This is a genomic window from Winogradskyella ouciana, assembly GCF_009709615.1.
GTDB lineage: Bacteria > Bacteroidota > Bacteroidia > Flavobacteriales > Flavobacteriaceae > Winogradskyella > Winogradskyella ouciana.
In genome coordinates, this window is the sequence record NZ_WJYA01000005.1 from 114,905 (window position 1) to 136,298 (window position 21,394).

The 21,394-nt window shown below is 35.5% G+C and carries 16 protein-coding genes; 8 read left to right on the plus strand and 8 right to left on the minus strand.

The features are described 5' to 3' along the window. Positions 1-52: 52 nt before the first annotated feature. Together F1003_RS08115 and F1003_RS08120 are read right to left on the minus strand one after the other, a co-directional pair. The gene (locus F1003_RS08115; RefSeq protein ID WP_155088784.1) at positions 53-1,078 is read right to left on the minus strand and encodes an asparaginase; all 1,026 of its coding nucleotides are present in this window, start codon (positions 1,076-1,078) and stop codon (positions 53-55) included. Positions 1,079-1,081: 3 nt separating this feature from the next. Beyond that, a complete protein-coding gene (locus F1003_RS08120; protein WP_155088786.1) occupies positions 1,082-1,849 on the minus strand; it encodes a TatD family hydrolase in 768 nt (255 codons plus the stop codon). 60 nt (positions 1,850-1,909) lie between these two features. On the opposite strand from F1003_RS08120, the gene F1003_RS08125 reads away from it, so the two are divergent. Together F1003_RS08125 and F1003_RS08130 are read left to right on the plus strand one after the other, a co-directional pair. Beyond that, positions 1,910-2,377, plus strand: coding sequence for a retropepsin-like aspartic protease (locus F1003_RS08125; protein WP_155088788.1), 468 nt, complete (start codon positions 1,910-1,912; stop codon positions 2,375-2,377). A gap of 33 nt (positions 2,378-2,410) precedes the next feature. After that, a complete protein-coding gene (locus F1003_RS08130; protein WP_155088790.1) occupies positions 2,411-3,037 on the plus strand; it encodes a response regulator in 627 nt (208 codons plus the stop codon). A gap of 496 nt (positions 3,038-3,533) precedes the next feature. On the opposite strand, the gene odhB is transcribed toward F1003_RS08130, so the two are convergent. Then, positions 3,534-4,790 carry a 2-oxoglutarate dehydrogenase complex dihydrolipoyllysine-residue succinyltransferase gene (gene odhB, locus F1003_RS08135; protein WP_155088792.1) on the minus strand — a complete coding sequence of 419 codons (1,257 nt, stop codon included), beginning with the start codon at positions 4,788-4,790 and terminating at the stop codon, positions 3,534-3,536. A gap of 33 nt (positions 4,791-4,823) precedes the next feature. Continuing rightward, on the minus strand, positions 4,824-7,589 hold the full coding sequence (locus F1003_RS08140; RefSeq protein WP_155088793.1) for a 2-oxoglutarate dehydrogenase E1 component: 2,766 nt from the start codon (positions 7,587-7,589) through the stop codon (positions 4,824-4,826). A gap of 113 nt (positions 7,590-7,702) precedes the next feature. Here F1003_RS08140 and F1003_RS08145 point away from each other — a divergent pair, with 113 nt between their 5' ends. Together F1003_RS08145 and F1003_RS08150 are read left to right on the plus strand one after the other, a co-directional pair. Further along, positions 7,703-8,245 (plus strand): alpha-ketoglutarate decarboxylase, encoded by a 543-nt coding sequence (locus F1003_RS08145; RefSeq protein WP_155088795.1) that lies wholly within the window; start codon positions 7,703-7,705, stop codon positions 8,243-8,245. 55 nt (positions 8,246-8,300) lie between these two features. Continuing rightward, the gene (locus F1003_RS08150) at positions 8,301-8,711 is read left to right on the plus strand and encodes a hypothetical protein (RefSeq protein WP_155088797.1); all 411 of its coding nucleotides are present in this window, start codon (positions 8,301-8,303) and stop codon (positions 8,709-8,711) included. Positions 8,712-8,738: 27 nt separating this feature from the next. On the opposite strand, the gene F1003_RS08155 is transcribed toward F1003_RS08150, so the two are convergent. Further along, positions 8,739-9,095: a hypothetical protein gene (locus tag F1003_RS08155; protein ID WP_155088799.1), complete on the minus strand. Its 357-nt coding sequence runs from the start codon at positions 9,093-9,095 to the stop codon at positions 8,739-8,741. Next, positions 9,095-10,069: a polyprenyl synthetase family protein gene (locus F1003_RS08160; protein ID WP_155088800.1), complete on the minus strand. Its 975-nt coding sequence runs from the start codon at positions 10,067-10,069 to the stop codon at positions 9,095-9,097. Before F1003_RS08160 ends, F1003_RS08155 begins: the two co-directional genes overlap by 1 nt. A gap of 119 nt (positions 10,070-10,188) precedes the next feature. Between F1003_RS08160 and F1003_RS08165 the strand changes: the two genes are divergently transcribed. Genes F1003_RS08165 through F1003_RS08180 form a run of 4 tightly spaced genes read left to right on the plus strand, consistent with a single transcriptional unit; the run spans position 10,189 to position 16,869 of the window. After that, complete coding sequence (locus tag F1003_RS08165) at positions 10,189-10,794, plus strand: TetR/AcrR family transcriptional regulator (RefSeq protein WP_155088802.1); 606 nt, start codon at positions 10,189-10,191, stop codon at positions 10,792-10,794. Positions 10,795-10,799: 5 nt separating this feature from the next. After that, positions 10,800-12,143, plus strand: coding sequence for a TolC family protein (locus F1003_RS08170; RefSeq protein ID WP_235898298.1), 1,344 nt, complete (start codon positions 10,800-10,802; stop codon positions 12,141-12,143). A 12-nt stretch (positions 12,144-12,155) separates the two neighbouring features. Next, on the plus strand, positions 12,156-13,346 hold the full coding sequence (locus F1003_RS08175; RefSeq protein ID WP_155088804.1) for an efflux RND transporter periplasmic adaptor subunit: 1,191 nt from the start codon (positions 12,156-12,158) through the stop codon (positions 13,344-13,346). Continuing rightward, positions 13,336-16,869: an efflux RND transporter permease subunit gene (locus F1003_RS08180; protein WP_155088805.1), complete on the plus strand. Its 3,534-nt coding sequence runs from the start codon at positions 13,336-13,338 to the stop codon at positions 16,867-16,869. The genes F1003_RS08175 and F1003_RS08180 overlap by 11 nt, the downstream gene beginning before the upstream one ends. A 61-nt stretch (positions 16,870-16,930) precedes the next feature. Here F1003_RS08180 and F1003_RS08185 read toward each other — a convergent pair whose 3' ends face one another. Together F1003_RS08185 and F1003_RS08190 are read right to left on the minus strand one after the other, a co-directional pair. Next, positions 16,931-18,244: a RagB/SusD family nutrient uptake outer membrane protein gene (locus tag F1003_RS08185; RefSeq protein WP_235898299.1), complete on the minus strand. Its 1,314-nt coding sequence runs from the start codon at positions 18,242-18,244 to the stop codon at positions 16,931-16,933. 10 nt (positions 18,245-18,254) lie between these two features. After that, positions 18,255-21,215: a SusC/RagA family TonB-linked outer membrane protein gene (locus F1003_RS08190; protein WP_155088806.1), complete on the minus strand. Its 2,961-nt coding sequence runs from the start codon at positions 21,213-21,215 to the stop codon at positions 18,255-18,257. Between the last annotated feature and the right edge of the window lie 179 nt (positions 21,216-21,394).

The window sequence follows — 21,394 nt, forward strand, 5'->3', positions numbered from 1 at the left end:
GTGTGCCAAATAACAAAAAAAAAATTAGACACTAAAATTTGAGCCGTTAATTTTAGGACATTTCACCTCTTAAGGGAGTTTCATAGGTGCTCTTAAATTCTGATTGTCCTATATTTTCCCCTAATAGATACATTAGTTTGGTAATCGCTGCCTCAGTAGTAATGTCTTTTCCAGAGATAACTCCAATAGATTTTAATTGTGAACTGGTTTCGTATTGTCCCATAGAAACACTACCACCTGCACATTGCGTTACATTAATAATATATAAACCTTTTGAAATAGCTTCTTTGATTAGGTCTATAAACCAAGGTTCTGTAGTCGCATTACCAGAACCATAAGTTTCTAAAATTAAACCTTCTATTAAATTACTGGTTAAAACCGCTTCAATTATTGGTCTTGAAATTCCAGGAAATAATTTAAGAATACCAACATTAGTATTCATTTTTGTGCGTACTACAAGATTATTTTGAGGTTTTGACTTCCATAAATAGTCTTTATTGACATTTATATGTACGCCAGATTCTGCTAAATGCGGATAGTTAAGGGACTCAAAAGCTTCAAAATGCTCAGCATTGATTTTGGTTGTTCTGTTTCCTCTATATAATTTGTATTCAAAATACAGACCAACTTCTTGTATTACTGGCAAACTATTTTCTTGCAAAGATGCTATTTGTATGGAAGTAATTAAATTTTCCTTTGCATCCGTTCTTAAATCACCAATAGGCAATTGCGACCCAGTAAAAATTACTGGTTTTGACAAATTTTCTAGCATAAAGCTCAATGCCGAAGCAGAATAACTCATGGTATCACTACCATGTAGCACAACAAACCCATCAAAAGTTTTATAATTGGATTTTATGATTTCTGCTATGTCAGCCCAATACTTCGGATTCATATTCGATGAATCTATGGGTTCTTTAAAGGAAACTGTCTCAATCTCGCAATCCAATAAGCGAAGTTCTGGTATTCTGGTAAGAATACTATTAAAATCGAATGCCTTTAACGCTCCCGTATCGGCATCCTTAATCATTCCGATTGTTCCGCCAGTATATATTAAAAGAATTTTTGGTTTTTGCATATATTAAATACCAAATACGTTTTTAGAATTTTCAGTTGTTATTCTTGCAACTTCTTCTTTGCTTAAGCCGTAAAGTTCGGATAATTTTTCTAATACCTTATATATATAGAAACTTTCGTTTCGTTTTCCTCGATAGGGTTTTGGTGCTAAATAAGGAGAATCAGTTTCCAATACGATATGCTTTAGATCAATTTGATTTATAAACTGATCTATTTTTCCGTTCTTAAATGTTACCACTCCACCTATTCCCAATTTCATGTTATAGGATATGGCTTTGTGAGCTTGCTCTAAGGTCCCAGTAAAACAATGAAAGATACCGAATAAATCCTCAGACTTTTCCTCTTCCAAAACTTCAAAAATTTCATCAAAGGATTCTCTACAGTGTATGACGATAGGAAGTTGATATTTCTTCGCCAAATTAATTTGATGTTTAAAAGCCTCAATCTGTATACCTAAGGTTGTTTTATCCCAATACAAGTCAATACCGATTTCTCCAACTGCATAGAATTTTCGCCTGGCAAGCATCTCTTCAACATGAGCCAATTCTTCTTTAAAGTTATCTTTTACATGTGTTGGGTGTAAACCCATCATTAAGAAGATATTTTCAGGAAAATCTTTTTCGAGTTGAAGCATAGATTCTGTATAGGTTGAATCTATGGCAGGAATAAAAAAACGTTTAATATTGGCATCAATAGCTCGGGTTATCATTTCGCTTCTATCCTCATCAAAAGCTTCACTATATAAATGGGTATGCGTATCTGTAATTATCATTTTGCAAAAGTAATTGTTTAGCAAATTATTCGTTTGTTATATTTACATAAATTCTGAAAAATGGAAACCCTAAAAGACTTCCTTATTAATAAAGGTTATTCAAAAATTAAGTTGAAACTCACCAAAACCAATCATTTTGAAATTAAGGCCACTATTAATGGTATTAAAGGTCGGTTTATTTTAGACACTGGCGCATCTAGTAGTTGTGTTGGGTTTGAAGCTATTGAACGTTTTAATCTTAAGGTTAAGGATTCTGAAATAAAAGCGGTTGGTGCTGGTGCATCTGATATGTTGACGCAGATTTCTAAATCAAACCATTTAAAAATAGGGAAGTGGAAAAAAAATCGGGTCGCATTGATTTTATTTAACCTGTCACATGTTAACAACGGACTCATAAATCATAATGCGGATCCGGTTGATGGGATTATTGGTGCAGACATACTAAAAAAAGGAAAGGCGATTATAGACTACCAAAAAAAGTATTTGTATTTAAAATTGAAAGAAATTTCATTGCCTAAAGATTCTTAGTATATTGAACTCTCTAGTTGAATTAATAGCAAAATGAACCCAACCATCATAATTGCAGATGACCACCCTTTGGTTTTAAAAGGGTTGGAAGAGTACTTATTTGAAAAGGAATTTAACGTTTTAGCAAGTGCCAAAAATGGTAAAGAAGCACTCTCCTTAATAAAGGCACACAATCCTGATATTGCCATTTTAGATATTAAAATGCCTTTTTATACAGGATTACAAATTGCTGAAAAATGTAAAAAAAGCAAACTCCCTACCAAGATAGTACTCATTACTTTTGAAAAAGACGAGAAGATATACAAGGAAGCTAAGTCACTAGGAATCTATGGTTATGTGTTAAAAGAGTTTGCTTTAGACGAAATAGAAAACTGTATAGCTTCCGTTATTAAGAACAAACCTTATTTTAGTCCAGAGCTTTTAGCGTATATAGAAGTTGATAGTGCTCCAGAAAAGTTAAACTCCCTAACAAAAACAGAGCTAAAAATCTTAAAACTAATAACCGAAAACAAGACCGCAAGGGAAATTGCTGAAGAATTATTTATATCTCCAAGAACTGTTGAAAAACACAAGAGCAACACTATCAGGAAATTAGAAATTGAAAAAACACCAAATAGTCTTCTTATTTGGGCAAAAGAGAACCAACAACATTTATCTTAAAAATACGTAAGGTTACGTATATTATTACATGGTTTTATTTCTGAAATTTACATTGTTATTAATTAAGGGTTAATAACGAGCTATTAATTAGTTCTTAGGGGATTATTTTGGCCTTGGGTTTCGACTCAGGGCCTTTTTCTTGGAAAAAAATTAAAAAATACGTAAGGTTACGTATAGTATGGCTTTATTATTATTTGCAATTTTACATCGCTATTAATCAATGCCTCAGGTTAAATTTTCAAAAGCTCTGGGCACGCTTATTGCGCAGAGCTTTTTTATTAAAATGTAGTCTTATGCAAACAATGAAAGATAATACCGCAAAAAGGGATAGAATATTTATGATACTTCTTATCATAAGCTCTATTATAGTAATCTCAGCCAATATAGCTGTTAATTTTTTTAGTTAATTTTAGTTAGTTACTCTTGTTAGTTAGGAGTAAAAAAGCGCAATTTTAATAAAATTGCGCTTTTTGTTTTTTTCTATTTTTTTTTAGCTCTACATCTCTAAAGCCTTTTTAGGATCATTATCCATCAACAATTCCGTTGGATTTTCTAAAGCTTCCTTAACTGCAACTAAGAAACCAACAGATTCTTTTCCATCTATTATTCTATGATCATAGGATAGAGCCACGTACATAATTGGCCTAATTTCAACCTTACCATCAACAGCAACTGGTCGTTCTACAATATTGTGCATTCCTAAAATTCCACTTTGAGGTGGGTTGATTATTGGAGTTGATAACATACTACCAAATACACCACCATTAGAAATGGTAAATGTACCACCTGTCATCTCATCAACTGTTATTTGTCCATCGCGTGCACGTATAGCTAAACGCTTTACTTCAGATTCTACTCCTCTAAAGGTTAAATTTTCTGCGTTTCTAATCACTGGCACCATTAATCCTTTTGGACCTGAAACGGCAATACTAATGTCACAAAAATCGTAAGAAATCATTTCCTTACCATCAATCATAGAATTAACGGCAGGATACATTTTTAATGCTCTAACTACAGCTATAGTAAAGAAGCTCATAAACCCTAGACTTACACCATGCTTAGCTTTAAAGTCTTCTTTGTATTGTTTACGTAAATCAAAAATTGGTGTCATATCAACCTCGTTAAACGTGGTTAACATTGCGGTAGTGTTTTTAGCTTCCACCAAACGCTCTGCAACTTTACGACGTAGCATTGACATTTTACTGCGCGACGACCCTCTACTTCCACCAGATGGTGTTCCCATAGAAGGAGTAGCTTTTACAGCATCATCCTTAGTAATTCGACCATCTTTACCAGTGCCAGGAACTGAACTAGCCTCTATCCCTTTTTCGTCTAGGATTTTTTTAGCTGCTGGACTTGGAGTGCCAGATGCATATGTTTTGTTAGCAGGATTAGGTGCTTTTTCACCTGTATCTGGTGTTTGCTCTTGCTCCTTTTTTAATTCTTCTGCAACATTTTCATCGTTACCACCTTCGTCGCCTCCTTTGTAGGTGGTCGTAGAATCAGCTTCAGGTTTTGCACTAGTGTCGATTAAACAAACTACTGCTCCGACCTCAACAGCGTCACCTTCTTCAGCCTTTAGGGTAATTGTTCCACTTGCCTCAGCTGGAAGTTCTAAAGTTGCTTTATCACTATCTACCTCAGCAATGGCTTGGTCCTTTTCCACATAATCACCATCTTCTACTAACCATTCCGCTATTTCTACTTCTGTAATCGATTCGCCTGGCGAAGGCACTTTCATTTCTAAAATCATGCTTTGTTATTTTAAGCTCTAATTTGAGTTATTTTAATTTTTTCTTTGATTGTTTTTGCTCTTGTCAAAAACATAATCTATAACTTGTTGATGTCTTATTTTTGAACGTAAAGAACTACCTGCTGCTGGTGCTCCGTATGGTCTCCTGCTCGCTACCCTCCAATTTTTGGCACCATCAATATGCATTAGGATATGACTGTAAGCACCCATATTTCGTGGTTCTTCTTGTGCCCAAACTATATCATCAGCATTTTTATACTTTTTTAGGGTATTTTCTATTGCTTTACTTGGAAGTGGAAACAATTGTTCAATTCTTACCAGAGCTACATCGTCTTCTCTATTAAGTTCTTCTCTTCTCTCAAGTAAATCGTAATAAAACTTACCAGTCATAAAAACTAGAGTCTTTATTTTATCAGCCTTAACATTTTCATCATCAATCAATGTTTGGAAGCTACCTTTTGCAAACTCATCTACAGTAGAAACCACCTTAGGATGACGTAACAAACTTTTAGGCGTAAACACCACTAGAGGTTTTCTGTAATTGGCCTTCATCTGCCTACGTAGTAAATGAAACATATTTGCTGGAGTAGTACAATCCGCTACAAACATATTGTCTTTGGCGCATAGTTGTAAATAACGTTCCATACGTGCGGAAGAATGTTCTGCTCCTTGCCCTTCATAACCGTGCGGTAACAACAAAACCAATCCATTTGATGTTTTCCATTTATCCTCTCCCGAAGATAAATACTGGTCTATCATTATTTGAGCACCATTACTAAAATCACCAAATTGCGCTTCCCATATGGTCAGCGTATTTGGGCTAGCCATGGCATAACCATAGTCAAAACCTACAACTCCATATTCTGACAACAACGAGTTATAAATATTGAATTGCCCTTGGTCTTCGGAAATATTCTTGTGTAAGATTATTTCCTCCTCACTGTCTTCCACCTTAACGACTGCATGGCGATGTGAGAACGTACCACGTTCTACATCCTGACCTGATATCCTAACATCAAAACCTTCAGCCAAAAGTGAGCCGTAGGCCAAATGCTCTGCCATTGCCCAATCCAATCGATCTTCGTCAAACATGGTTTGTCGAGATTCCACTAAACGCTGAATCTTTCTAATGAATTTTTTATCCTTGGGTAAATTAGAAATCACTTTTGTGACATCTGTTAGAAGCTTTTTTGAAACCGTAGTGTCTACAGTTTTCATCATTTCATCTTCATCAACTCGAACAAAACCTTTCCACTCTTCTTGCATAAAAGCAGTAATTTCGGTTTTATCTTCTTTACGTGAGTCTTCGAGATTTTCTTCAAGCTTAGCCTTATACCTAGCTTCTATATGCTTCACATAACCCTCGTCTACAACACCTTCAGCTATGAGCTTTGCTGCGTAAATATCCTTAGGGTTTTTATGCTTGGCTATAGCTTTATATAGAAGTGGTTGTGTAAATTTAGGTTCATCTCCTTCATTATGTCCATATTTTCTGTACCCTAATAAATCAATAAAGACATCGCGCTTAAACTTCATTCTAAAATGTAATGCAAAAAGTGCTGCATGCACAACTGCTTCGGCATCATCTGAATTAACGTGAAGCACAGGAGATAAAGTCACCTTGCCAACATCTGTACAGTAGGTACTTGAGCGACCATCAAGATAATTTGTGGTAAACCCTATTTGGTTATTGACCACAATATGTATAGTACCATTGGTTTTATAACCATCTAATTTGGCCATTTGCACCACTTCGTAAACCAATCCTTGGCCAGCAATTGCTGCATCACCATGCACAACTATCGGCAGTACTTGGGAAGCATCAGTTATATCTTCTTTATCTTGCTTTGCTCTAGTTATACCTTGTACTACGGCACCAACGGTTTCTAAATGTGATGGGTTGGGAGCAATATTTAAATTGATTTTTTTATTGTTATAGGTTTCGCGGTTACTTGTCCATCCTAAATGGTATTTTACATCACCATCAAAAATTTCTTCTTCATAATCCTTTCCATCAAACTCACTGAATATATCTTTTGCCGATTTTCCGAAAATATTGGTAAGCGTGCTTAGTCGGCCACGATGTGCCATACCCATAACAAACTCTTTCACACCTTCATCGGCTGCCTTTTCAATTATAGCATCTACTGCAGGAATCAAAGATTCATTCCCTTCAAGTGAAAAACGCTTTTGTCCAACATATTTTGTATGGAGAAACGATTCAAATGTTACTGCTTGATTTAATTTTTTTAGAATGTACTTTTTCTCGTCAGGAGTAAAATTGCTGTGGTTATCATTAACATTGAGCTTCTTCTGAATCCACTCGATTTCTTCTGGCTTTCTAATGTACATATACTCCACACCAATAGAGTCACAGTAAATTCGTTCTAAATGATCTATAATATTCTGGAGCGAAGCAGTTTCCAAGCCAATAATCTCACCGGCTGAAAACACAGTTTGCAAATCGGACTTAGATAAGCCAAAATTTTCAATTTCCAGAGTTGGTGCATACTTACGTCTTGCCCTAACAGGATTTGTTTTAGTAAACAAGTGCCCTCTACTTCTATAACCATCAATAAGTTTTACAACCTGAAATTCTTTTTGAAGTTGCTCCGGAATTTGCGTGGAGACACCCTCTACAATTTCACCTTCCATTCCGTAATTTTCAGAACCAAAATCATACCCCTGAAAAAAGGCACGCCAACTAGGTTCTACAGAATCGGGATTTTTTAGGTATTGGTCATACAAATCAGCAAAATATGCTGTATGTGCTGCGTTGAGAAAGGAATACTTATCCATTATATTTACGAGACGTTGTCGTTTCTACAAAATTTCTTCAAAAATACAACTTTTACTAGATATAGTAACGGTTTTATTATATTTATAACAATTTAGATTTAAGAATTATTGAGATGATAAAATTCAGAAAAATCATTGCCAAAAAATTAATTATTAATAGTCTTCTAATGGGCTTTTTTGTGTTTTCCTTAAATGCCCAAAGCACCGTTGATGATGATAGCTTTTGGAAAAACGTGCAATTTGGCGGAGGTATTGGACTTAACTTTGGTGATGGCTTTTTTAGCGGAGCCTTAGCGCCTGCAGCTCTGTATAGACACAACACGTATGTTTCTACAGGAATTGGACTTAATTTTCAATATAGTTCGCAACGCGATGTTTTTAATTCTACCGTCATTGGCGGTAGTGTTATAGGACTATTCAATCCTTATAGAGAACTTCAAATCTCAACTGAGTTTGAGCAATTATATGTAAATAGGGATTTTGACGAGCAATTTGTAGCAAATGCAGATGATAGTTATTGGTATCCTGCGCTGTTTTTAGGTGCTGGTTACCGAAGCGGTAATATTACATTTGGTATTAGGTATGATGTGCTTTATGACGAAGACAAAAGCATACAGAACCAAGCTTGGATGCCTTTTGTACGATTTTGGTTTTAGAGGCCCATCCTAACCTTCCCAGAGGGAGGTTTTTTTTATTTAAAGTTGTCTTATAATGAATATCGTAAAGAAGAATAAATCTACAATTCTATTAATTGCCGTAATGGTATTAGCGGCTTTATATATGTTTTTTGGCTATAAAGATAGAGTTAAACACTTAGACAGTGAAAATGTAGCATATACAATAGGAGAAATTACAGATTTTGGCTGGGGATCAAAATCATCACCTAGCTTTACTTTCTTATTTTCAATTGATGGAAAAGAAAAAAAAGGTTTCTACAATATAACTAACGAATTAGCTACAACAATTAATAATAGTATTGCAGAAGAAGAATATTTTGGTAAAAAATTCTTAGTTAAATACAGTGTAGATAAACCAAAATATTATGAAATGTATTTAGACAAACCCATTCCAGATAGCCTCTATAATTGTAATGGTTGTGAATGGGGGAAACCTCCCTTTTAGAGCAAGCATTCCTTCCCTCAAGGAAGGTTAGGATGGGCTGCTATTTTTTCTATACCAGACCTTTTGCCACTCACGTTGAAGAATTAAAAACGTAACATCTTCAGAAAGTTTTACTAAATCTTCACCATTTAGGGAACGAATCTTTTTTTCTGAAACATCGACTTGATAAAGCAAGTTGAGATAATCTGAGAATTTATTTTGAATGAGGTGAAATACCGTTTCTTGCAAGACCAACTTTAAACTCGTAGGTAAAGTTTCTTCATCAAATTCCAAATCCACATTGGCCAATAATAAATCTTTATTTAACTGTATTATTAACTTTCTATAGAGGTTGAGCGAATTAGCCTCAGCGATTAAATCTTCAAAACTTGATGGTAAGGTCATTACACATTTCTGTTCATTAGTTGCTCGCCAAACGCTCTAAGCAGTTGCTTTTTGTCTTCTGATATGTTCAATGTTTTTAAGATTTCAAAAGCTTTGTTTGTATAACCTTTTACGGCAAGTTGCGTAGCTTCGGCTGCACCAGAAGTTTTAAATACCGTTTTAACCTGCTTCACTTTGGCGTCGTTAGAAAGGGTATCACTATTCATAAATTCTATTAGGTTCACTTTCTCCGTTTCAGTGCCAAGCTCTAATGTTTTTAGATAGAGGTATGTTTTTTTATTTTCTAAAATATCGCCACCAACTTGTTTCCCAAACGTTTCAGGATTACCAAAAGCATCTAAATAATCATCTTGCAGTTGAAAGGCGATGCCTAAATAACGCCCAAAATCATATATGGCATCCTGATTTTCATTTGAAGCTTCGGCCACAATTGCACCCATTTTCATAGCAGCTCCTACCAAAACAGCTGTTTTATACTCAATCATTTTCAGATATTCTGGTATGGCGACATCATTTCGGGTTTCAAAATCAATATCGTATTGTTGGCCTTCACAAACTTCCAATGCTGTTTTACTGAATAATTTTGCTAAAGCCTGGAATGTTTTTGGTTCATAATTCTCAAACAGCTGATAGGCCAAAATCAACATCGCATCACCAGACAGAATACCTGTGTTTAAGTCCCATTTTTCATGAACGGTTTCTTTTCCTCTTCGCAAAGGTGCATCGTCCATAATATCATCGTGTACCAATGAAAAATTATGGAAGACCTCAACAGAAAGTGCCGCATCCATAGCTTCATTAATATTACTACCAAAAACTTCTGCAGTCATTAAGGTTAAAACTGGTCTTAGCCTTTTGCCGCCTAATTTTAAGATATAGTTAATAGGCTGGTATAGGTTATTTGGCTCTTTATCTGTGGTAAAACCTTCCATATAAGTTATGAAAGACTTCTGATACTGTTCTATATGTTGCATGGAACAAAAATAATGCTTTCAACATATTTTAAACTAATGATACCAATGTTAAATAATTATTAAAACTATGGAAACTATTTTTGTTTTTAAAGTTTCCTATCGTACTTTTGCGCCTGATTATGAGAGAAAAAATAATAGACAAATCACAAGAACTCTTCTTAAACTTCGGTTTTAAGAGTGTGACAATGGATGATATAGCCAGTGAAATGGGTATTTCAAAAAAAACTATATATGTCCATTTTCCTAATAAAACAAAGCTTGTTGAAGCAACAACATTGCACATGTTCGAAACCATATCTTATGGTATAGACTGTATTTGTGCGTTAGAAAAAAATCCCATTGAAGAAATTTTTGACATTAAGCAGTTTGTGATGGAACATTTAAAGAATGAAAAATCCTCTCCGCAATATCAGCTTCAAAAATATTACCCTAAAATTTTTGCTGCGCTAAAATCCAAGCAATTTGAAGTGATGCAAGAATGTGTTACTGATAATTTAAAGCGCGGACTAGAACAAGGTTTATATAGAGACACTATAAATATTGATTTTATATCTAGAATCTACTTTAATGGTATGGTGACTTTAAAAGACCAAGAATTGTTTCCGCTTAAAACATTTTCAATGAACACCTTAATGGAATATTATTTAGAATACCATTTACGAGGTATTTGTACAACAAAAGGGGTTAAAATTCTTAACCAATTTATATCAAAAAATCAATCATAACATCAATGAAAAAACTTTCAACCCTTCTTTTTCTAATGTGCTTCAGTGTTGTCTTTTCCCAAGACACACCTACAAGTTTTACCTTGCAAGAAGCCATAGACTACGCATTAGAAAATAATAGACAGGCAAAGAATGCGGCTAGAGATATTGAAGCAGCAAAACAACAAAAATGGGAAACAACTGCCACAGGTTTACCACAACTAGACGCAAATATTAACTATCAAAATAATTTAAAGCAGCAAGTCTCGTTAGTTCCAGCAGAATTTTTTGGAGGGCAACCTGGTGAGTTTGCAGAAGTTATTTTTGGCACTAAGCAAAACGTTAACGCAACGGCTACCTTAAATCAATTATTGTTTGATGGGTCTTATTTAGTCGGTCTTCAATCTGCAAAAGTGTTTTTGGAAATTTCTGAAAATGCCAAAACTAAAACTGACCTTGAGGTACGGGAGGCAGTAATCAATGCTTATGGAAACGTTTTATTATCTGAGGAAAGTGTAAAAATTCTAGAAAGTAATGTGGCTGTGCTTCAAAAAAACTTAAACGAAACCACCAAAATCTATGAAAATGGTTTAGAAGAGCAAGAAAGTGTAGAGCAGTTACAAATCACATTGTCTAACCTTAAAAGCAACCTGAATAATGCCAATCGTTTAAAAAGCATTGCTTATCAATTATTCAACATAACCTTAGGTATTGATTATAACACCAATACCACGCTTACAGATACACTTGAAAACCTCACTTTAGAAAATATTTCTTTAGAGATCCTAAGTCAAGAGCTTGATGTTACTTCAACCATAGACTATCGTATTGCGGCAAATGACAGAAAATCAAAAGAACTACTATTAAAATTAGAAAAATCCAAAGCACTACCTCAGCTAAGTGCCTATTTAAATGGTGGATATCTTGGTTTTAGCAATGAATTCACCTTTTTTGATAATGACCAGAATTGGGCTGGTTTTTCAAGTTTTGGTCTTAATCTCAACATTCCTATTTTCAGCTCGGGAAAACGAATTGCAGCAACCCAACGCGCTAAGATTAACTTAGAAAAGTCTAAAGACGACCTAACGGAAACCGAGCAACGTCTATACCTTCAAATTGAAACGGCTAAAAGCAACTACAAATTTGCTATAGAAGACTATGATAACAAAAAACAAAACTTAGCTCTTGCAGAACGTATAGAGCAAAAAAATCAGACCAAATTTTTTGAAGGTATTGGCTCAAGCTTTGAACTCAGACAAGCACAGACACAATTATATACTGCTCAGCAAGAACTGCTTCAAACCATGTTAGATGTTATTAATGCAAAAGCAGAGTTAGAAACCATATTAAACACACCAATCAACAATTAAAATTCAATTATAATGAAACATATATATCAATTAGTCCTAGTATCTCTTATAATTGTTTCCTGCTCAGGCGACAAAAAGAATTCTGTAGAAAGTGTTCTTGAAAACGGAGACCTTAAAACACTTCGTGAAAAAAGAGGGGCTCTTGTAAACGAGCAACAAGCACTCAATGACCAAATAAAACTTTTGGATGCCAAAATAAAAACGATGGACACGACCAAGAATGTACCATTAATAACCACGTTTAAAGCCAATCCAGAAGTCTTCAATCACGTTTTAGAACTTCAAGGAAACGTAACTACGAAAGATCTTTTAACCATAACACCCGAATACAATGGTATTTTGACTAATGTTTACGTCAGAGAAGGTCAAAAAGTTAGAAAGGGTCAACTTTTGGCAAAAGTAGATGATGGTGGTTTAAGCCAGCAAGTAGCTCAACTACAGATTCAGGCAGAATTGGCTAGGACCACTTTTGAACGTCAGAAACGTCTTTGGGATCAAAATATAGGAAGTGAAATTCAATATTTACAGGCTAAATCTGCATACGAATCACAACAAGAAGCCGTCAACCAATTAAATAGACAAATAGCAAAAACAACGGTTAGAGCACCATTTTCTGGCACCATTGATGATGTTATTACAGAACAAGGAAGTGTGGTCGCTGCTGGGCAGACACCATTAATGCGTATTGTCAATCTAGACAATATGTTCATAGAGACCGAAGTACCAGAGCGCTACGTAGCTGACGTCACTGTGGGAAAAAGTGTGAAAGTAGATTTGCCAATACTAGGAAAAACTATAGACACTGAGGTTCGCCAAGTGAGCGATTTTATAAATCCTGCAAATAGAACTTTTACTGCGGAAATTCCGATTCCAAACAAAAACAATACAGTAAAACCAAACCTTACCGCACGTTTAAAAATCAATGATTACACCAATGAAAACGCACTATTAATTCCTCAAAGTGTGATTTCAGAAAATGCTGAAGGCGAACAGTATGTGTATGTCGTTAACAATAAAGGCTCTGATGGCATTGGCAAAGCTAAACGTGTCATTGTTGAAACTGGTCGCCAGCAAGGTGATGTCATAGAAATATTGAGCGGACTTGAGGAAGGTGCAGAAATTATTAGTGAAGGAGCCCGTAGTGTACGCGACGGACAATCTGTAGAAGTGATAACTTATAATGGAATCGAAGATGAAAACTAAAAAAAACACAGAAAAAGAATTTGGTCTTTCCTCGTGGGCAATTAATAATAAAACCACGATGTATGTACTTATTGCTGTGTTCTTCTTTCTGGGAATTTCAGCATTCTTTAGTATGCCAAGGGAAAATTTCCCAGAGGTTAACGAAACCAAGATTTATGTCAGCACGGTTTACCCAGGAAATACTGCTGAGGATATCGAAAAGCTCGTTACAGACCCTTTGGAAGACCAACTCAAAACGGTAAGTAATGTGGTTGAAATCACTTCAACATCACAAGAAGATTATTCTATCGTTATTGTAGAATTTGATGAAAACATAACTGTAGAGCAAGCCAAGCAAAAAGTAAAAGATGAAATTGATTCTGAAACTTCTGGTGAAGACTGGCCAACCTTCAATGGTGCAAAAGTAGAACCAGATGTATTTGAATTGAGCCTCTCTGAAGAAATGCCTATCCTAAATATTAATGTTTCGGGAGATTATCCAGTTGAAAAACTAAAGGACTACGCAGAATATCTTCAAGATGAAATAGAAGACCTATCTGAGATAAAGAAAGCAGACATTCGTGGAGCTCAAGACAAAGAAGTTGAAGTTGAAGTAGATATCTATAAAATGATGGCTGCGAAGGTCAATTTCAATGACATTTTAGGTGCCATCAGTCAAGGAAATTTAACACAATCTGCTGGTAACATTAAAGCTAGCGGACAAAGAAGAACCATAAGGGTTATTGGCGAAATTGAAGAGCCATCAGAACTTGAAAATTTCGTAGTAAAATCTGAAAATGGTAATGCTATTTATTTGAAAGACGTTGCCGAAGTGTCTTTTCATGAGGAAGACAAAACCACCTTTGCGAGAAAGTCTGGTAAGCCAGTTGTTATGCTCGACGTTAAAAAACGAGCCGGTAAAAATATGGTTGCTGCTGCAGAGCAAATTCAAGTTATTGTTCAAGATGCCATTGACAATGTATTTCCACAGGATTTGGAAGTTTCCATAACCAACGATCAATCTTCCGTAACTATTGGACAGGTTGACGATTTAGTAAATAACATCATATTTGGTGTTATCCTCGTCGTTACCGTTTTAATGTTCTTCCTTGGATTTAAAAACGCACTTTTTGTTGGTTTCGCTATCCCAATGTCCATGTTCATGTCACTGATGCTATTGAACATTATCGGCTATAGTTTAAATACCATGGTGCTTTTCGGATTGATTATGGGTCTGGGAATGCTGGTTGATAATGGAATTGTAGTCGTTGAAAATGTGTATCGATTGATGGAAGATGAGGGCATGAAAAGAATTGATGCTGCCAAAAAAGGTATTGGAGAAATTGCATTTCCTATCATTATTTCAACTATGACAACTGTTGCCGCCTTTGTGCCATTAGCATTTTGGCCAGGTATAATGGGAGAGTTTATGAAGATTTTACCGATTACACTATCGGTAGTATTAGGATCTTCGCTATTCGTTGCTATTTTCTTTAATTCGGTTTTAGTATCTCGATTCATGAAGATTGAAGATAAAGAAATGCCTCTGAATCAAATTATAAGAACCACTGCTATTGTTGCAGGTATTGGTTTGCTTATTCTCATTTTTGGTGGTCCATATCGTGGATTGGGTTCTCTAATGATTTTTACAGCGATTATGCTTTGGGCATACCGTTTTTTCATCAGAAAATGGGCTAACAATTTTCAGAATAAGTCTTTGGTAAAACTAGAGAACTGGTACGAGAAAATGCTAACTAGAGCACTTTCTAAAAAGCGTCCTTACTTACTAACTGGTGGAACATTTTTATTGTTAATTGTCGCTTTTATGTCATTTGGAGTCTCTGTCGACCAGCAACGAACAAAAATTGAGTTTTTCCCTGATAACAAACCTAACCAAATCATTGTTTATATAGAATATCCTGAAGGTACTGCAATTGAGAAAACCAATGCCATCACAAAACAGATTGAAGAACGTGTTTACGATGTCATCAACCAAAATCAGTATATAGATGATGGCAGAAACTTTTTAGTAGAAAGTGCTGTATCACAAGTTGGAGAAGGTGCTGGGAATCCACAAACTGATGGTGGTTCCGCAGCAGAAATGCCTCACAAAGCAAAAATTACAGCATCCATGCGCGAATATAAATTCCGTAGAGGTGAAGACAGTGAGTTATTGAGACAAAAGGTACAGGAAGCTCTCGTGGGAATATATCCTGGGGTTTTAATCTCAGTTGAAAAAGATGCAAACGGACCACCTGCTGGAGCGCCTATTAATATTGAGTTAGAAGGCAAGGATTATAACGAGCTTATTGCTACTGCTGAGCAGATGCGAAATTTCATCAATTCAAGAAATATTGCTGGAATCGATGAACTTAAAATTGATGTCAACAAAGATAAACCAACGATGCAAGTTGAAATCGACCGTGAAAAAGCCGGTGAATTGGGTGTTTCTGCTAAACAAATTGGTGACCAGTTGCGTAATTCCATATTTGGATCAAAAGCTGGAATTTACAAGGAAGATGGCGATGATTTTGATATTTATGTTCGATTTGATGAAGACCTTAGGTATAACACGAGCGCTCTATTCAACCAAAATATCATCTTTAGGGATAACACAGGTCAGATAAAGGAAATTCCATTATCTGCGGTCGCAAGTCAGAAAAACAATTCAGGATTTAGTGCTATTAAGCATAAGGATACTAAGCGTGTTGTAACTGTCTATTCAGCGTTGGCTCCAGGCTATACAGATGCAGGTGCGATTGTAACCCAAATTCAAAATGAAATGAGAAGTTTTGAAGGATTACCATCTGATATCAAGATTGATTATACAGGACAGATTGAAGAACAGAATAAACAAATGGCATTCTTAATGGGAGCTTTCTTTACAGGATTGGGCTTAATATTCTTTATCTTGATATTTCAATTTAATTCCATCTCTAAGCCTACGATAATCATGTTAGCCATATTATTGAGCTTGATTGGTGTATTTGGTGGTATCGTAATTACAGGCAGTGCTTTTGTAATTATGATGACCATGGTAGGTATTATTTCTCTTGCAGGAATCGTAGTTAACAATGGTGTTGTGCTCTTGGATTACGCGCAATTACTTATAGATAGAAAGAAAAACGAACTAGATTTAGAAGACGATGAATACCTATCAACTGATGACCTCTTTGATTGCATTGTAAGAGCAGGAAAAGCACGTCTAAGACCAGTATTGCTAACTGCTATTACTACAATTTTAGGATTGATTCCGTTAGCGATTGGATTAAACATTAATTTCTTCACCTTATTCTCAGAGTTTAACCCAAATATTTATATGGGAGGTGACAACGTTGTCTTTTGGGGACCATTGGCATGGACAGTTATTTACGGACTACTCATTGCAACGTTCCTAACGTTAATTGTTGTCCCAATTTTATTCTTCCTAAGTATGAAGTTAAAAATGTGGGCAAGACGAAAATTCAGTTCAGATGTCGCTGCTGAAACAGAGACGTTCGATGATGATCTGACAGAAAATAGAAAGATTGCATTAGACAAATAAAAGTCATAAAAAAAGCCTCAACTATTTAAGTTGAGGCTTTTTAAAATAGACTACTCTAAAATTAATTTAGATTTTCAGTAAATGGCGTTGGGAACGCATTTATAATATTGTCTCCAGATCTGTCTAGAGGAATATTTGCAGGGTTTAACCTATCTAACCTCCTCAAGTCAATCCATCTATGACCTTCAGCCAATAAAGAATAACGTCTTTGACGTAAAACTTCATCTAAAAGACTTGTCGCATCAACAGGACCTGCATAATCTGGCAACCCAGCTGCATTTCTAACTCTATTGATAGCTGCTATAGCTTCTGCATCATTGGTTCCAATATTAACCTCAGCATAGATTAGAATCAACTCCTCGTTTCTTATTAAATAAACTGGATCAACCTGGCTATCGTATACTGCTATTTGATAGTCAGCAGAAAGCCCATCAAACATAGTTCCTCCTGGTAATAAAATAGCTTTTTCATCTACGCGAGTATCTCCTGCTTCCGCATCAGCTATCCAAGTTGGGTGTACCATAAACTCTTGTCCCGACTGTAACGGCACATGAAACTGAGTATTTAGTATATCATTACCTGTAAGACCAAAAACATGTGCTACGCCGTTGTATAAGTCACCATTGATATCGAAGAAAGAATCTCCCAGCAATGATAAGGCTAAACCATTATTACCTTGGTGAAGCGCAGTTCTTGATGCTATGGCTCTATTAAACTCCGCAAAAGAAGCCGTAGTATCAAAACCATCAAAGCCTGAGCTAAGGTCAAAATCAAAATCTGCAGAAGCGCTCGCTAAATCTGCGTTAGCTTCATTCAGCAACTCCATTATACCTGTAAGCGCTTCAGAATAGCCAACATTTGGCCCAAGATTATCTGGGTCAGCAACATCTAAGCGTATGCCATTGTCAAACTGCCTATTAGCCACCATAAGTAAAGCATAAGCTTTTAATGTTTTGGCATATCCATAGTAGCTGTTCTTTTCCTCATCTGTAAAACCAGCTGCGGAATTTTCTACTGCTTCAATAAGTATATTGGCAGACTTTACCACCTTATACCAAGCAGCATATGCTCTAGTGGTTAAAAAGCCATTATTGTCTAAGGGTCCTTTTAACAATTCACCCGTATAACGAGGATCTACTCCTGTTAAGTCATAATATTCTCTTCCTAAAATACTTACTGTATCATAGTGGAATGCCAGATCATTTCGCATGACAGCCTCTAATCCAACTGCCAATAACCTAACATCTTCTGCTGTAGCGCCTTCTTCAAAACTGCCAACAGTAGGTGCGTTAGGATTTTCTATATCTTCAAGCTCGCAACCCGAAAAGAGTATCACGGCAAACATAAAGACAAATTTTATTGCTATTTTTTTCATAATTTTTTTTTTAGAAGTTAACATTTAAGTGAAAGTTGACAAACTTTGACTGTGGGTATGGTGTTACCTCAATGTTGTTTGCTAATACATTATTACCAAAGTTAGAAACTTCAGGATCATAACTGTTGTAATCAAAAATATTAATGAGGTTTCTACCTGAAAGACCTACTTTTATTTTTGTTGCATATTTAATGAGACCTTCTGGTAAAGTATAGAATACACCTATTTCTCTTAGTCTTATATAACCTGCATCTTCAATATATGGATCTGGATTAACAAAGGCCTGACTTGCTCTATAGTCTCCATTATTAAGCTGACCTGAAGGATCAAGACCAGTGTCATTATAATCCCAAGTTGTACCAGCCAAATCATATAATAAGGTTGATAAATTTATATTATCCCCTCCCTTTTTCCAATGCCATAAGAACGTAAAATCAAAATTCTTGTAATTGATTTCATTATACCATGACATTTGAAAATCAGGTTCTGCATTACCATAAACGAAGAAACCGTCACCTTCTGGATCTCGTCTAGCAATCTCTTCTGCAGTATAAGCATCAGGATCGTATGTTCCAACAATTTGAGTGGCACTTTTGCCTTCTTGAATTAGAAATGTACCTAACGAAGCTGCAAAACCACCTGTTGTAAATGAAGGGATATCTAATTCCGTAATTTCAGACTTGTTCTTCCACCACTTAAAGTTAGCGTTCCAAGACAAATCCTCTTTTTCTAATACATTAACATTTAATCCTAACTCAACCCCTTTGTTCTGTAAGGTACCTGCATTTACTGGTGCTTGAGTAAAACCAGATGACGTTGGCACTTGAGAGTTTAATAATAAATCTTTGACTTGTTTGTTATAGAATGAAACCTCTAATAAAAACTTATTATCTAATACTCCTAGATCAAATCCAAACTCCAACTCAGACTGTCTCTCAGGTCCTATATTTGAGTTTCCTCTTAAATTAGCAGGGCTTAAACCCGATTGACCATCAATGAATTGTGCATTCATTGTAGCAAACCTTTGGTTGAACGTAGAAAAACGTCCAGCTTCACCGTAAGCAATTCTTGGTTTAAAATAATTAATCGTTTCAAAATCCCAAAAATCAAACTTACTCAGGTTAACTGCCAGGTTAGCTTTTGGATAATAATAAAACTGATTTGCATTACCATTATTAGTAGATTTATCCCCTCTAATACCTAATGTAGCAATAATCTGATCTTGATAATTGATTTCTTCTTGTACAAAGAATCCTTTATCCCTTTGAGGGATTATCAATTGATTAGTGGAAATATTAGATGCTTGGCTCAAACTTGTTTGAGATCCATTTAATCCGGTACCAATAGTAGTTACAGTATTTCTATCAAAATCTTGTAAGAAGCTACCAACTTGAGTTGTGAACTCCAATCCATTATCTAAATATAAGTTGTGAACTAAAAATGCGGATAGGTTAAAATTAGTGTTCACGGTTGTACCTGATATAGCGACTCCTCCTAAAGATGAAGGATCTCTAAAATAAGTTAAAGCGCTTGGGAAAATACTTGTGGTTCTTAGTGTGTACTGATCAAAACCACCTTCAAATACCAGCTTTAACCTATTAGAATCTGTGGTAAGAAGTTTTATATTAGTTTTTGCACTACCAATAAAACGATTAACCTCTTCTCTATTAGTGGTTATTGCCACTGTTTCTAAAACGTTAGATCCTGCACCTCCTTGAGGAAACACTCCATCAACTGGAGATAAATCCTCCCAAGGGTAAGTAAATGCCAATGCATAACCAACTGTTCTGTTAGCATTTCCATTGTTAAAGAAACCTCTATCAGATTCTGAATTGATGTAATTGGTTGTAACATATAAATCTAACCAATCATTAAAACGCTGACCAATATTAAGTCTTATAGAGCTCTTTTTGTACCCTGTATTATCAACTAAACCAGGTTCATTTCTGTGAGTAGCACCAAAGAAATAATCTGTCTTATCATTAGCACCAGAAGTTGAAAATCTGGTTGTAGAAGATACTCTTGTATGGTCAAACAATTCGGCTTCATAATCTCTTAAAACAGGATTATCTGGACCACCTAACGCCGTAATTTGTTCTTGGGTGTAATCTCTCAATCCTAATAATTGTGTTGGACTTCTAAAACCGGTTACTTGAGAAAAAGACACTTGCGGTTTCCCTTGTCTTCCTCTTTTAGTAGTAATAAGAACCACACCTCCTGCTGCTCTAGAGCCATAGATTGCGGCCGCAGATGCACCTTTTAAAATTTCTACACTTTCGATATCTTCTGGATCGATATCAGCAATACGGTTAGAAGCGTCATCTTGGTTAGTGGACGTGTTACCACCACCAGCTGCTTCACTTACAATATTATTTCCCAAACCTATGGATTGGTTATCTACATAAACACCATCTACAATAAATAATGGCTGTTGGTCTCCAAAGATAGAAGTTACACCTCTTAAGCGCATAGAAATACCACCACCTGGAGCACCAGAATTGGCCTTAATCTCAGCACCTGTAAATTTACCTGAGAGTGCACCATCTAATCCAGATTGTACTGTTACACCGGTTAATTCATCTGCAGAAACTGAGGCAACTGCGTTAGCCGCATTAGATCGTTTAGTGGATGATGCCAAACCTGTAACTACAATTTCGTCTAAAGATGTAGCCGACTCCTCCATTACAACGTTAACAACGGATGCCGAATTAACAACAATCTCTTGAGTTGTATAGCCTAAATAAGAATATACAATCGTAACGGGGAAACTATCCACGTTTAAGGTATAATTACCATCAAAATCCGTTGAGGTTCCGTTTGTTGTGTTTTTAACAAGTACAGATCCTCCTGCAATTGGAATACCACTAGCCTTGTCTGTCATTTTTCCTGTAACTTGTTGCGCAAACAACATCGCAGGGAACAAGAAAAACGAAAACAAAAGCCATTTTAATAAAATCGATTTTTCTTTCATTTGTTTAGAATTAGTTATTGTTTAGTACCAAATATCTGAATTATATTTAATTTTTAACAGTTTTTTAAGCAAAATCTTGAATAATCCTCAAAATAACTTACTTAAACTTTTCAAAGTCAGTTGTTAAATAAAGTTCACATATTATATTAAATTTGCACCTTATTCGCCATAGCTTTATT

Bases quoted from the DNA above. Each gene is read 5' to 3' on its own strand.
- F1003_RS08115 (WP_155088784.1), bottom strand. From the start codon at position 1,078: ATGCAAAAACCAAAAATTCTTTTAATATATACTGGCGGAACAATCGGA.
- F1003_RS08120 (WP_155088786.1), bottom strand. From the start codon at position 1,849: ATGATAATTACAGATACGCATACCCATTTATATAGTGAAGCTTTTGAT.
- F1003_RS08125 (WP_155088788.1), top strand. From the start codon at position 1,910: ATGGAAACCCTAAAAGACTTCCTTATTAATAAAGGTTATTCAAAAATT.
- F1003_RS08130 (WP_155088790.1), top strand. From the start codon at position 2,411: ATGAACCCAACCATCATAATTGCAGATGACCACCCTTTGGTTTTAAAA.
- odhB (WP_155088792.1), bottom strand. From the start codon at position 4,790: ATGATTTTAGAAATGAAAGTGCCTTCGCCAGGCGAATCGATTACAGAA.
- F1003_RS08140 (WP_155088793.1), bottom strand. From the start codon at position 7,589: ATGGATAAGTATTCCTTTCTCAACGCAGCACATACAGCATATTTTGCT.
- F1003_RS08145 (WP_155088795.1), top strand. From the start codon at position 7,703: ATGATAAAATTCAGAAAAATCATTGCCAAAAAATTAATTATTAATAGT.
- F1003_RS08150 (WP_155088797.1), top strand. From the start codon at position 8,301: ATGAATATCGTAAAGAAGAATAAATCTACAATTCTATTAATTGCCGTA.
- F1003_RS08155 (WP_155088799.1), bottom strand. From the start codon at position 9,095: ATGACCTTACCATCAAGTTTTGAAGATTTAATCGCTGAGGCTAATTCG.
- F1003_RS08160 (WP_155088800.1), bottom strand. From the start codon at position 10,069: ATGCAACATATAGAACAGTATCAGAAGTCTTTCATAACTTATATGGAA.
- F1003_RS08165 (WP_155088802.1), top strand. From the start codon at position 10,189: ATGAGAGAAAAAATAATAGACAAATCACAAGAACTCTTCTTAAACTTC.
- F1003_RS08170 (WP_235898298.1), top strand. From the start codon at position 10,800: ATGAAAAAACTTTCAACCCTTCTTTTTCTAATGTGCTTCAGTGTTGTC.
- F1003_RS08175 (WP_155088804.1), top strand. From the start codon at position 12,156: ATGAAACATATATATCAATTAGTCCTAGTATCTCTTATAATTGTTTCC.
- F1003_RS08180 (WP_155088805.1), top strand. From the start codon at position 13,336: ATGAAAACTAAAAAAAACACAGAAAAAGAATTTGGTCTTTCCTCGTGG.
- F1003_RS08185 (WP_235898299.1), bottom strand. From the start codon at position 18,244: ATGAAAAAAATAGCAATAAAATTTGTCTTTATGTTTGCCGTGATACTC.
- F1003_RS08190 (WP_155088806.1), bottom strand. From the start codon at position 21,215: ATGAAAGAAAAATCGATTTTATTAAAATGGCTTTTGTTTTCGTTTTTC.